Raw genomic sequence first — 12,320 nt, 5'->3', positions numbered from 1 at the left:
GGCTGCACGCAGCCGCTATCCGCTCGCTGCCAGCAACAAAACACCGGCGAGGGCCGATCCCGCAAGCGTCGGCAGCATGCCGATCTTCAGCTTCAGAATGACGATCATGGCAGCACACGACAGCAGCGCCGCGCGCCAGTCGATGGATGAGAGCACCGGCACGTCCATTCCAAGCCCGATGTTGCGCACTTCGCCGAAGATGACGTGCAAGCCGAACCACAGAGCGAGATTCATGATGACGCCGACGACGGCGGCAGTGATCGCGGTCAGCGCCGCCGATAGCGCCTTGTTGCCGCGCAGGGCTTCGATGTAGGGCGCACCGAGGAATATCCAGAAGAAGCAAGGCGTGAACGTCGCCCATAGGGTGAGCATCGCCCCAAGCGATCCTGCAAGCAGCGGGCTCAACGATCCGGATTGGCGGAACGCGGCAAGAAAGCCGACGAACTGCAGGACCAGAATGAGCGGACCAGGCGTGGTTTCGGCAAGCCCGAGGCCATCGACCATTTCACCGGGTGCGAGCCAGCCGAAGGACTCGACCGCTGCCTGCGCGACATAGGCAAGGACCGCGTAAGCGCCGCCGAAGGTGACGACCGCCATGACGCTGAAGAAGCCACCGATCTCAGTCCACACGCTGGTGGATCCGGTGAACGCCCAGATCAGCAGCACGGGGCCGAGCCAGATCGGCAGCCAGATCGCAATGATGCGCGGCGCATGCCATCGCGTCGGCCTGGTGTGGGCCAGCTCGCCGCGCTCGAACATCAGGTCGACCGCGCCCTTGATGTCGGGAACCGCGTCTTTGCCGTGCGCCGCACCGGAAAAAAGGGCCGGCGCAACACGGTTTCCAATCCAGCCCGTCACGCCGGCAAGCAGGATGATGAGCGGAAACGGCAGGTTCAATGCATAGATGGCAATGAAGGCGGCGAGCGCGATCGAAACCATGACCCGGTTCTTCAGGGCCCGACGTCCGATCCGGATCATCGCCTCGATCACGATGGCGAGCACGGCCGCTTTCACCCCGAAAAACAGCGCCTCGACGAGGGGAGCGTCGCCGTATAGCGCATAGAGGATGCTCAAGGTGAGCATCACAAGCGCGCCCGGCGCGACGAACAGGATACCGGCGACCAGGCCGCCGATCGTCCGGTGCAACAGCCAGCCGATATAGATGGCGAGTTGCTGGGCTTCAGGGCCGGGCAGCATCATGCAGTAGTTCAACGCATGCAGGAAACGTTGCTCGCCGATCCAACGCCGTTCCTCGACCAATTCCTTGTGCATGAGCGCGATCTGGCCGGCCGGCCCGCCGAAGCTGAGCAGGCCGATTTTCGCCCAGAGCTTTACGCCTTCGCGGAAGGTTGGCGCAGCCGGCGCTTCGACGATCTCGCCCCCCGAAGCCTCCGTTCCGTCAGAAACCGGGGCGCTCATGGCTTGCTCACGCTTGGCCAGTTGTGCGTCTCCTCGGTGGCGTCGCGGCACCATCGGTAAAACGCATCGTAGAGCAGCATGCCTGCCTCCAGCTGTTCCAGATCGTCGCGAAACATCCGCGACAGGCCAAGCGAGGCGGCCAGGAATCCGGCCGCCTGGGGAACCAGATCGAGACTTGCAGTGTCGGCTGCGCGCACAATCATGGCTAGGCGATCGAGCGGTTCGGATTCGAGCCCGAACTCTTCGATCATCGTGTCGAAGGTGCAGCGTTCGCCGCGGTGTGACCAGAACACATTGTCGATGTCGAAAGGCACGGCCTGAAAGCGATCCGCAGTGGCCAACACTTCGGCCGCCTCGACAAAGAGAAAAACAGCGCTCGGATCGATGAAACGCCGGATCAACCAGGGACAGGCGATGCGATCGACCTTCGGGCGCGCCCGCGTCACCCATACGGTGCGGCCTTTTCCATCGCGGGGCGGTATCTTGCCGGCATCGACCAAAAGCCCCTTGGCATCGCGCCAGGCCTCGAAGCCGCCTTCGAGAGATTCGGCACTGACGCCCTCATGCCGCAGCCATGCGGCCACGCCTTGCGAGAGCTTTTGTCCTCTTTGGCAGATGACCGCCACTCGGCTGCCGGCGTATTCGGACGCCCAGGTAGAGACGGTTTTGAAATCACGCCGGCTTGAGGCCGGGAGAAGGCGCGGATCGGCGTTGTAATCATCTTCGATACGAACATCGACGATCGCGGGCGCACCCGGCAGACCAATCAGACGGGATAGCTGCGATACGGTGATAGCGGTTGTCGACGGCATGGCGTCCACCTCCTTGACAGAGAAGCTTGGACGCGAACGTTGGGCTGACGCCTCACGGGGTCGTCGCGATGCACCCCTTGCCATGATCGTGGATTTGTTGCGCCCGCTTGTCAAGCGTCATGCCTGAAGCAAAGGATGCTCTGGCTCCGGCGGCCGGTTTGGCGGAGCCAGAACACGTCTGGGAGGAAAACCATGAAAAAGACCTATCACGGCAGCTGCCATTGCGGCACGGTGCGTTTCGAAGCCGACATCGACCTCGCCGAAGGCATCCGCAAATGCAATTGCAGCTTTTGCTGGAAGCTCGGCTACCGGAAATCCTTCGCGGCCTATGGGGCCGTGCGGGTGACGGACGGCCGCGACCGGATGCGGGAATACAAGGCGACGCCGTCGAACTGGCCGGAAGGCGACATCAACCACTATATGTGCCCGAACTGCGGCGCGAATTTTCTCTCGCGCGGCTATCTCGACTTCATGGGCGGGAACTTCTGGGCGGTGAACGTCGCTTGCCTCGACGACGTCACCGAAGAGGAACTCGCCGCAGCACCAATCGTCTACGAGGACGGCAAGCGCGACAGGCAGGACCAGGCGCCGGAGATCACCGGCTATCTCTGAGCGGCGGGGTCAGAAAACATCTGACGGCGGCTTGATCGGTTCAAGCCGCCGCGAGCGAGAAGCGCCGCAGACCGGCGTCTAAAGCGCGTCGTCTGAAACACGCGACGCCCTTTAGATCTTTGTTTTTATGCTGTCGTTGTCCCAAAACCGCTGCACACTTTTGGGCGACATGCATTAGTGATTGTCCCGCGGCACGCCGCGGGTGTGCGCCACATCCTGGTACTTTACCGCCGGCTTCAGCACCATTCCTTCGGAAAACTGGTCGACCATGCCGCGCTGGATCTCCTGCCATGGCGTCTGGTGCTTGGGGTAGTGATAGCCGCCACTGTTCTGCAGCTCGGCGCGACGGCGCGTGATCTCGTCGTCGGTGACGAGAATGTCGGCGGTGCCCTTGCGCAGGTCGATGCGGACGCGGTCGCCGGTCTTCAACAGCGCCAGCCCGCCGCCTATGGCGGCTTCGGGCGAGGCGTTGAGGATTGACGGCGAGCCCGACGTGCCCGACTGGCGGCCGTCGCCGATGCAGGCCAGCGCATGGATGCCCTTCTTGATGAGATGGGCCGGCGGCTGCATGTTGACGACTTCGGCGCCGCCCGGATAACCGATCGGACCGGCGCCGCGCATGAACAGGATCGTGTGCTCGTCGATGCCTTGCGCCGGATCGTCGATGCGGGCGTGGTAGTCTTCGGGCCCGTCGAAGACCATGGCGTTGCCTTCGAAGGCCTCGGGGTCCTTCGGGTTCGACAGATAGCGTTCGCGGAATTCGGGCGAGATACCGCTGGTCTTCATAATCGCCGAATCAAACAGATTACCCCTAAGATTGATGAAGCCGGCATTGACTTTCAGCGGCTCGGCGACGGTGCGGATGACATCGAGATTCTCGTTGACTGCCCCACTGCAATTGTCGCCCATCGTCTTGCCGTTGACGGTCATGGCGTCGGGATGGGGCAACAGCCCGGCCTTCATCAGTTCGGCCACCACCGCCGGCACGCCACCGGCATGATGATAATCCTCGCCGAGATATTCGCCCGACGGCTGCAGGTTGACGATGAGCGGTATTTTGAGGCCGACCTGCTGCCAATCGTCATTGTCGAGCGGCACGCCGAGATGGCGTGCGATGGCGTTGAGGTGGATCGGCGCGTTGGTCGAGCCGCCGATGGCAGAATTGACGACGATGGCATTCTCGAAGGCCTGTCGGGTCATGATGTCGGAGGGCTTCAGATCCTCATGCACCATGTCGACGATGCGTTTTCCCGTCTCATAGGCGATCTGGCCACGCTCGCGATAGGGAGCGGGGATCGCGGCCGAGCCAGGCAGCTGCATGCCGAGCGCCTCGGCCAGCGAATTCATCGTGGTGGCGGTGCCCATGGTGTTGCAATAGCCGGTGGACGGCGCCGAGGAGGCGACGATGTCCATGAACTCGTCATAGCCGATTTCGCCTGCCGACAGGCGCTGGCGCGATTCCCAGACGATGGTACCGGAGCCGGTGCGCTTGCCCTTGTGCCAGCCGTTCAGCATCGGGCCGACCGACAGTGCGATAGCCGGAATGTTGACGGTGGCGGCGGCCATCAGCAGGGCCGGCGTCGTCTTGTCGCAGCCGATGGTGAGCACGACGCCGTCGAGCGGGTAGCCGTAGAGCACCTCGACCAGGCCGAGATAGGCGAGGTTGCGGTCGAGTGCGGCGGTTGGGCGTTTGCCCGTCTCCTGGATCGGGTGGCATGGGAACTCGAAAGGGATGCCGCCCATCGAGACGATGCCCTCGCGCACGCGCTTGGCCAGTTCGATATGATGGCGATTGCAGGGCGACAGATCCGAGCCGGTCTGGGCGATGCCGATCAGCGGCTTGCCCGACATCAGTTCGGCACGCGTCAGCCCGTAATTCAGATAGCGCTCGAGGTAAAGCGCCGTCATCCCCGGATTGTCGGGATTGTCGAACCACTCCTGCGAGCGAAATTTCTTTTTCTGCGTGGGGGCGCCGGCCATCATGGTCTCCGTATTTGTATGACAAATCGATATGACAACGCGCGAGAGCAGGCAAGAGGCACGCGCCATCCGATTCCGGACTTTGGTGCGATAGACATGCATCTACCCTCACGCTAGACCGCATCGGGGCCTGTCAGTTTGTATCCTGGAGATTTTGATGGCTTTGGTGATCGAAGGCGAGGAACGCATCGCCGCACCCCTGCAAAAGGTGTGGGAAGCGCTGAACGACCCGGACGTTCTGAGGCAGACCATTCCGGGCTGCCAGAGCCTCGAAAAGAAATCGGACACCGAGATGGGAGCGACCGTGGTGGTCAAAATCGGCCCCATCAAAGCGACGTTCAACGGCGAGGTGACGCTGAGGAAGCTCAACCCGCCGCATTCCTACACCATCCAGGGGGAGGGCAAGGGTGGCATCGCCGGCTTCGCCAAAGGCGGCGCCGATGTGACCCTGACCGCCGATGGCCCGGAGGCGACGATCCTCAGATATGCGGCCAAGGCCGATGTCGGCGGAAAGATTGCCCAGCTCGGCAGCCGGCTGATCGAATCGACATCGAAGAAGCTTGCCGGGCAGTTTTTTTCGTCGTTCGGCGAGAAGGTGGGCGGCTCCCCTCCCCCTTGAGGGGAGGGTGCCTCGCGAAGCGAGGCGGGAGGGGTCACCTCATACTGCCCCGACCTTCAACTGAGGCTAAGAGAGGTGGAGCGCGTTGCCGCGGACCCCACCGGGCCCTGCGGGCCACCCTCCCCTCAAGGGGGAGGGATCACTCGAACACGATGCTCGGCACGGCGGCTTCAGCCGCGCCGCGTTCTTCGTTGACCCTGCCCCAGACGTTCGAGGCGATGTCGCGGTAGATCTTCGCCTCGGCGCTATCGGGCTTCGAGACCACCACCGGCGTGCCGGCATCCGAGCTTTCGCGGATGCCCATTTCGAGCGGCACTTCGCCGAGGAAGGTGACGCCGAGACGCTCGGCCTCGCGGCGCGCGCCGCCATGGCCGAAGATGTCGTAGCGCTTGCCGGTGTCGGGGGCGAGGAAATAGCTCATATTCTCCACGATGCCCAATACCGGCACGTCGACCTTCCTGAACATGTTGAGGCCTTTCCGGGCATCGATGAGGGCCAGGTCCTGCGGTGTCGAGACGATAACGGCGCCGGCCAGCGGCACCTGCTGGGCCATGGTCAGTTGCGCATCGCCGGTGCCGGGCGGCATGTCGACGACGAGCACATCTAGCGGACCCCATTCGACCTCGCGCAGCATTTGCGTCAATGCCGACATCACCATCGGCCCGCGCCAGATCATCGGCGTCTCCTCATCGACGAGGAAGCCCATCGACATGACCTTCAGGCCGTAATTCTCCATCGGCTTCAGGACTTTGCCGTCGACGGTCTGCGGCCGGCCATGGATCTTGAGCAGCCGCGGCATGGACGGGCCGTAGATGTCGGCGTCGAGCACGCCGACCCTCAGGCCGTTGGCGGCGAGGCCAAGCGCGATGTTGACGGCAGTGGTCGACTTGCCGACGCCGCCCTTGCCGGAAGCGACAGCGATAATCGCCTCGATGCCGGGCACGCCGCGCTTGCCCTGGCTGTGCGAGGCCGGAGCATGCGGGGCCGGACGTGGCGCGGCAGCGGGTGCGGCCGGCGGCGCGGGCCTGGGGGCGGGTCTCTGAGGAACCGGAGCCTCCATGCCGCCACCTTTCCTTTCCGCCGTCAGCGCAACCACGGCGCCGGCGACACCGGGGATCGCCTTGACGACACGCTCGGCGGCGGCACGCAACGGCTCCATCTCCTGGGCCCGGGCAGCCGGCACCGTGATCGAGAAGAAGACCTTGGAATCGGCAATGAAAATCTCGGAAACCATGCCGAGGTCGACGATGTTGCCGGTGAAGTCCGGTCCGTTGACCGTCTTCAGGCGCTCGATGACGATTTCCTTGGTAACGTTTTCCTGGACGGCGGGCATCAGCTTTTCCTCTGCTTTCCGCTTGAGATAATGCAGTTCCCGAACATAACCAAGCGGCGGAACGACACGCACCGGGCATGGCATCAAAACTCGCGTCTGCTTGTAGGGATTTGCGGGAGTCGAAACGTCCTTACGGAAGAGGCACGCCGATAGCGCAAGCTGCGGTCGCCGGAAGACGAAGCAGCCCTATCTTGTCGCAGGGCTTCGGACGTGCTCGCCAGTAAGGAAAGGAGACCAATCATGCTCGCAAACAGCAACGCAACGGCCAATCTCGCGGTGAAGGACCTGGCCAAGGCCAAGGCCTTCTATGAAGACGTTCTGGGGCTGACGGAGGTTCACAACGAGGGTGGCGAACTGATCGTCTACAAATGCGGCGACACCAGCATCAATGTGTATCACTCGAAGTTCGCCGGAACCAACAAGGCGACGGCGGTGACCTGGATGGTCGGCGACGAAATCGAAAAAATTGTCAGTGGGCTAAGATCGAAAGGCGTTGTTTTCGAACATTACGACATGCCTCACACAACGGTCGAAGGCGACATCCACGTCGGTCACGGCATGAAGGTCGCCTGGTTCAAAGATCCAGACGGTAACATCCTGAACCTTGTGGACAGGTAGATTTCGCTCTGCCGCACCCATGCGACCCAAGCGCCACCCACGTCACGTCGCCAGGCTGACCGCGAAGTAGGTGAGGGCCGAAATCGCAGCCGTGGCCGGCAGAGTGACAATCCAGGCGATGACGATGTTGCCGGCGATGCCCCAACGCACGGCCGAGACGCGGCGGGCGGCGCCGACACCGATGATGGCGCCGGTGATCGTATGCGTCGTCGACACCGGAATGCCGAGCCAGGTGGCGGCGAACAGGGTGATCGCACCGCCGGTCTCGGCGCAGAAACCCTGCATCGGGTTCAGCCGGGTGATCTTCGAGCCCATCGTGTGGACGATGCGCCAGCCGCCGAACAATGTGCCCAACGCCAGCGCCGCCTGACACGTGATGACGACCCATAGCGGCACGTAGAAATTTTCTCCAAGCATGCCCTGCGAATAGAGCAGCACGGCGATGATGCCCATGGTTTTCTGTGCGTCGTTGCCGCCATGGCCCAGCGAATAGAGCGAGGCAGAAACGAACTGCATGACGCGGAACGTGCTATCCACGGCAAATGGTGTCTTGCGCACGAATACCCAGGAAACTGTAAGGATCAAGACAAGCGCCAGCAGAAATCCGGTCGCCGGCGAGAGGACGATGGCCGCAATGGTCTTGCCGAGCCCGGTCCAGACGATGGCGCCGCCGCCTGCCCTTGCAACGCCGGCGCCGACCAGTCCGCCGATCAGCGCATGCGAACTGCTGGAGGGGATGCCGACGAGCCAGGTGACGATGTTCCAGACAATGGCGCCGACAAGCGCGGCGAAGATCACCCCCGGGGTGACGATGGTGGCGTCGATGATGCCCGTTCCCAGCGTCTCCGCAACATGAAGACCGAAGAACAGGAAGGCGATGAAATTGAAGAAGGCCGCCCACAGCACCGCATTGTGCGGCCTCAGCACACGCGTGGAGACGATGGTGGCGATGGAGTTGGCGGCATCGTGCAGGCCGTTGAGAAAATCGAAGAACAGCGCAACGGCGATGAGCCCGACCAACACGGGAAAGGCGATGGCGGCTTCCATTGGCTAAACGTTCTCGATGACGATGCCGCTGATCTCGTTGGCCACGTCCTCAAAGCGATCGACCACCTTTTCCAGCTCGCCATAGATCTCGCTGCCGATCAGGTAGGCCATCGGGTCGCTGCGGCCATGTCTCTTGAACAGGTCTTTCAGGCCCTGCTCGTGCAGATCGTCGGCCCGGCCTTCCGCGCGCATGACCTCTTCCGCGATCGCGTTGAGGCGCACGCTGTGGGCCCCAATCTTGCTGAGCAATGGGATGGCCTCGGCGATCAGCTTGGCTGCAATGACGATGATGCCGCCCATTTCCTGCATCAGCGGGTCGAATTCCTTCTTCTCGAACAGCTTCACCGTCTTGACGGTCTTGTGCATCATGTCGATGGCGTCATCCATCGACTGGATCAGGTCCTTGATGTCACCACGATCGAAAGGAGTGATGAACGAGCGCCGCACAGAAAGCAGGACTTCCGCGGTGATGTGATCGGCCTGGTCTTCAAGATCGATGATCTTCTGGCACCAGCGATCGATGTCCTTGCCCTGGAGAAGCTGCTCGAGTGCCTCGGCGCCATCGACCACCGTACGGGAGTGTTGCTCGAACAGGTCGAAGAAACGATCTTCGCGCGGCAGCAGTTTGCGGAACCAGCCCAGCATGTTCAATCTCCGGTCGCCCCACGATCTTATTTCACCCACATAGCGCCGCATGCCGCCTCCGGAAACAGTAAGCCGGCTGAAAGATGTGGATGCAGCCGATTGCACGTGCGGCTTGCGGTGGCACGCAATTTCCCCGACCTTGTGCGCAACGCACCGGACAGATGGCATGATCGACAAGCTGGAATTCTTTATCGCGCTAGCCAGGGAAGAGCATTTCGGCCGAGCGGCGGAGGTGTGCGGTGTCACGCAGCCGACGCTTTCGACCGGCATCAAGCAGCTGGAAGGCCAGCTCGGCGTGATGCTGGTATTACGCGGATCGCGCTTTCAGGGGCTGACGCCGGAGGGAGAGCAGGTGCTGGTGTGGGCGCGCCGCATCGTCGGCGACACCCGCACGATGCGCGAGGAGATGCGGGCGGCGCGTCACGGCCTTTCGGGGCGCATCCGTATCGCCGCCATCCCGACAGCTCTGGCTATGGTGGCGCGGCTGACGACACCTTTTCGGGCAAAACATCCCGGCGTCACCTTCTCGGTGCTGTCGCGCACCTCGATCGAGGTGCTGTCGCTGCTCGGCAATTTCGACATCGACGCCGGCATCACCTACCTCGACAACGAGCCGCTGGGGCGGGTGACCAGCGTGCCGCTCTATGACGAGCGCTATCAGCTGATCACCGCGATCGGAAACCCCTATTCCGACCGCGACAAAGTGACATGGGCGGAGCTCAGCCAGCTGCCGCTCTGCCTGCTGACGCCCGACATGCAGAACCGCCGCATCATCGACCAGCATTTGGCCGAAGCCGGCACGCAGGTGCGGCCGACGCTCGAATCCAATTCGATGATCGTGCTGTTCTCCCATATCCGTACCGGCAAATGGTCGTCGATCATGCCGCTCAACCTATCGGAAACATTCGGCTTTTCCGAGCCAATCCGGGCCATTCCGATTGTCGAGCCGGATGCCAGCCACACCGTCGGGCTGGTGGCGACGCCGCGCGAGCCGCACACGCCGCTGGTCTCGGCGCTGCTGGACGAGGCGATGGCGTTGGCAGACGATTTCCGCGCCCGCCACTGAGCTAGAGATTGCAGGCTGAACGGCATCGATAGAAGATTTCTATCGAGCAACGGATCAGCTTTATTGATTTGGTGGGTTTCCTCTGATTTTTTAATCACTTAGCGGAAGATTACTACGACCAGGGAGGGCGCTGCATGACAATGCAGCCTGCAAGTACCGAGATCGCGTCGCGCACGGCGGTGATCGTCCAGGAGCTGAAGGGCCTCGAAGGCCCGCTGTTGCCGATCCTCCACGGCATCCAGGAAGAGTTCGGTCATGTGCCGCAGGACGCGCTGCCGGTAATCGCCGAGGCGTTGAACATCTCCAAGGCGGAGGTGCACGGCGTCGTTACCTTTTATCATGACTACCGCCGCCACCCGGCCGGGCGGCATGTGCTGAAGCTTTGCCAGGCGGAAGCCTGTCAATCGATGGGCTCGGACGCCCTTGCCGCCAAGCTCAAGCAATTGCTGGGCATCGGCTTCCACGAGACGGCCCGCGACGGTTCAGTGACGCTGGAACCAGTCTATTGCCTCGGCCTTTGCGCCTGCGCGCCATCGGCAATGCTGGACGGCGAGGTGATCGGCCGGCTCAATGACGAAAAGCTCGACGAGATCGTTGCCGAGGTACGTTCATGATCCCGCGCATCTACATTCCCGGCGATTCCGGCGCACTGGCGCTCGGTGCGGAGAAGATCGCCAAGGCGGTTCGTGCGGAACTGGCCGATCGCGGCATTGAGGCCAAGATCGTGCGCAATGGTTCGCGCGGCGCCTATTTCCTCGAGCCGATGGTCGAAGTGGCGACAGACAAGGGCCGCGTCGCGTACGGGCCGGTGAAGCCTTCCGACGTCAAAAGCCTGTTCGACAGCGGTTTCCTCGCCGGCGGCTACCACAAGCGCTGGCTGGGCGCACCCGACAAGATCCCATTCCTGGCCAAGCAGACGCGCCTGACTTTCGCGCGTTGCGGCGTCACAGATCCGTTGTCGCTCGACAATTACAAGGTGCATGGCGGGCTGAAGGGCCTGCAAAACGCGGTGGCCATGACGCCGGCCGATGTCGTCAGCCAAGTGACCGAGTCCGGCCTGCGCGGACGTGGCGGCGCCGGCTTCCCGACCGGCATCAAATGGAAGACGGTGCTCGATACCACGGCCGACCGCAAATATATCGTCTGCAATGCCGACGAGGGTGATTCGGGCACATTCGCCGACCGCATGATCATGGAAGGCGATCCGTTCGTGCTGATCGAAGGCATGACCATTGCCGGCATCGCGACGGGCGCTACCAAGGGTTTCATCTATATCCGCTCGGAATATCCGCACGCGGTAGCCGCCATGCAGAAAGCCGTCGAGATCGCCCGCAAGGCCGGCCTGCTCGGCCTCAACGTGCTGGGTTCTCCAAATACCTTCGACATGGAAGTCCGTGTCGGTGCGGGCGCCTATGTCTGCGGCGAGGAAACCTCGCTGCTCGACAGCCTCGAAGGCAAGCGCGGGCAGGTGCGAGCCAAACCGCCGCTGCCGGCGCACAAGGGCCTGTTCGGCAAGCCGACGGTGATCAACAACGTCATCTCGCTGGCTTCGGTGCCTGTCATCATGGATAAGGGCGCAGCCTTCTACAAGGATTTCGGCATGGGCCGTTCGCGCGGCACCATCCCGATCCAGATCGCCGGCAACGTCAAATATCCCGGTCTCTATGAGGCTGCGTTCGGCATGACGCTGGGCGAGATCGTTGATGATATCGGCGGCGGCACCGCGACAGGACGTCCGGTCAAGGCCGTGCAGGTCGGCGGCCCGCTCGGCGCCTATTTCCCGCGCGCGCTGTTCGATACGCCGTTCGACTACGAAGCGTTCGCCGCCAAGGATGGACTGATCGGCCATGCCGGCATCGTCGTGTTCGACGACAGCGCCGACATGCTGAAGCAGGCGCGCTTCGCCATGGAATTCTGCAGCATCGAAAGCTGCGGCAAGTGCACGCCCTGCCGCATCGGCTCGACGCGCGGCGTCGAGGTGCTGGACCGGCTCGCCCAGAACATCGAACCCGAGAAGCAGATCGCGCTGGTCACCGACCTTTGCAACACGATGAAGTTCGGCTCGCTTTGCGCTCTGGGCGGCTTCACCCCTTATCCGGTGATGAGTGCACTCAACCATTTCCCCGACGACTTTCGGCCGACGCCGGTCGCCGAAGCAGCGGAATAGGA

General features: G+C 62.6%; 12 protein-coding genes. 6 read left to right on the top strand and 6 right to left on the bottom strand.

Annotated elements, in window-relative coordinates:
- Nucleotides 1-15: 15 nt before the first annotated feature.
- On the bottom strand, nucleotides 16-1,419 hold the full coding sequence (gene chrA, locus ACWUKX_RS23935) for a chromate efflux transporter (RefSeq protein ID WP_456009354.1): 1,404 nt from the start codon (nucleotides 1,417-1,419) through the stop codon (nucleotides 16-18).
- Nucleotides 1,416-2,231, bottom strand: a complete 816-nt coding sequence (locus ACWUKX_RS23930; RefSeq protein WP_456009353.1) for a chromate resistance protein ChrB domain-containing protein — start codon at nucleotides 2,229-2,231, stop codon at nucleotides 1,416-1,418. Before ACWUKX_RS23930 ends, chrA begins: the two co-directional genes overlap by 4 nt.
- Nucleotides 2,232-2,423: 192 nt before the next feature.
- Between ACWUKX_RS23930 and ACWUKX_RS23925 the strand changes: the two genes are divergently transcribed.
- The gene (locus tag ACWUKX_RS23925) at nucleotides 2,424-2,843 is read left to right on the top strand and encodes a GFA family protein (protein ID WP_456009352.1); all 420 of its coding nucleotides are present in this window, start codon (nucleotides 2,424-2,426) and stop codon (nucleotides 2,841-2,843) included.
- A 174-nt stretch (nucleotides 2,844-3,017) separates the two neighbouring features.
- Here ACWUKX_RS23925 and ACWUKX_RS23920 read toward each other — a convergent pair whose 3' ends face one another.
- On the bottom strand, nucleotides 3,018-4,823 hold the full coding sequence (locus ACWUKX_RS23920; RefSeq protein ID WP_287335649.1) for an IlvD/Edd family dehydratase: 1,806 nt from the start codon (nucleotides 4,821-4,823) through the stop codon (nucleotides 3,018-3,020).
- A 157-nt stretch (nucleotides 4,824-4,980) separates the two neighbouring features.
- Between ACWUKX_RS23920 and ACWUKX_RS23915 the strand changes: the two genes are divergently transcribed.
- On the top strand, nucleotides 4,981-5,442 hold the full coding sequence (locus ACWUKX_RS23915; protein ID WP_456009351.1) for an SRPBCC family protein: 462 nt from the start codon (nucleotides 4,981-4,983) through the stop codon (nucleotides 5,440-5,442).
- A gap of 139 nt (nucleotides 5,443-5,581) precedes the next feature.
- Here the strand turns inward: ACWUKX_RS23915 and ACWUKX_RS23910 are convergent, their stop codons facing one another.
- On the bottom strand, nucleotides 5,582-6,775 hold the full coding sequence (locus tag ACWUKX_RS23910; RefSeq protein ID WP_456009350.1) for an Mrp/NBP35 family ATP-binding protein: 1,194 nt from the start codon (nucleotides 6,773-6,775) through the stop codon (nucleotides 5,582-5,584).
- A gap of 240 nt (nucleotides 6,776-7,015) precedes the next feature.
- On the opposite strand from ACWUKX_RS23910, the gene ACWUKX_RS23905 reads away from it, so the two are divergent.
- On the top strand, nucleotides 7,016-7,393 hold the full coding sequence (locus ACWUKX_RS23905) for a VOC family protein (protein WP_455849667.1): 378 nt from the start codon (nucleotides 7,016-7,018) through the stop codon (nucleotides 7,391-7,393).
- A gap of 42 nt (nucleotides 7,394-7,435) precedes the next feature.
- On the opposite strand, the gene ACWUKX_RS23900 is transcribed toward ACWUKX_RS23905, so the two are convergent.
- Nucleotides 7,436-8,440, bottom strand: a complete 1,005-nt coding sequence (locus ACWUKX_RS23900) for an anion permease (protein ID WP_456009349.1) — start codon at nucleotides 8,438-8,440, stop codon at nucleotides 7,436-7,438.
- Nucleotides 8,441-8,443: 3 nt separating this feature from the next.
- Nucleotides 8,444-9,085: a DUF47 family protein gene (locus ACWUKX_RS23895; protein ID WP_455839927.1), complete on the bottom strand. Its 642-nt coding sequence runs from the start codon at nucleotides 9,083-9,085 to the stop codon at nucleotides 8,444-8,446.
- A gap of 166 nt (nucleotides 9,086-9,251) precedes the next feature.
- Between ACWUKX_RS23895 and ACWUKX_RS23890 the strand changes: the two genes are divergently transcribed.
- The 3 genes from ACWUKX_RS23890 to ACWUKX_RS23880 all read left to right on the top strand — a co-directional run bounded on the left by ACWUKX_RS23890 (nucleotide 9,252) and on the right by ACWUKX_RS23880 (nucleotide 12,318).
- Nucleotides 9,252-10,151 (top strand): LysR family transcriptional regulator, encoded by a 900-nt coding sequence (locus ACWUKX_RS23890; RefSeq protein WP_456009348.1) that lies wholly within the window; start codon nucleotides 9,252-9,254, stop codon nucleotides 10,149-10,151.
- 134 nt (nucleotides 10,152-10,285) lie between these two features.
- A complete protein-coding gene (locus ACWUKX_RS23885; protein ID WP_456009347.1) occupies nucleotides 10,286-10,765 on the top strand; it encodes a formate dehydrogenase subunit gamma in 480 nt (159 codons plus the stop codon).
- On the top strand, nucleotides 10,762-12,318 hold the full coding sequence (locus ACWUKX_RS23880; protein ID WP_456009345.1) for a formate dehydrogenase beta subunit: 1,557 nt from the start codon (nucleotides 10,762-10,764) through the stop codon (nucleotides 12,316-12,318). The genes ACWUKX_RS23885 and ACWUKX_RS23880 overlap by 4 nt, the downstream gene beginning before the upstream one ends.
- Nucleotides 12,319-12,320: the final 2 nt, after the last annotated feature.

This window comes from Mesorhizobium sp. f-mel, from assembly GCF_053850215.1.
The sequence above is the reverse complement of the archived record's forward strand: the minus strand, read 5'-3'. Positions and strand labels throughout refer to the sequence as shown.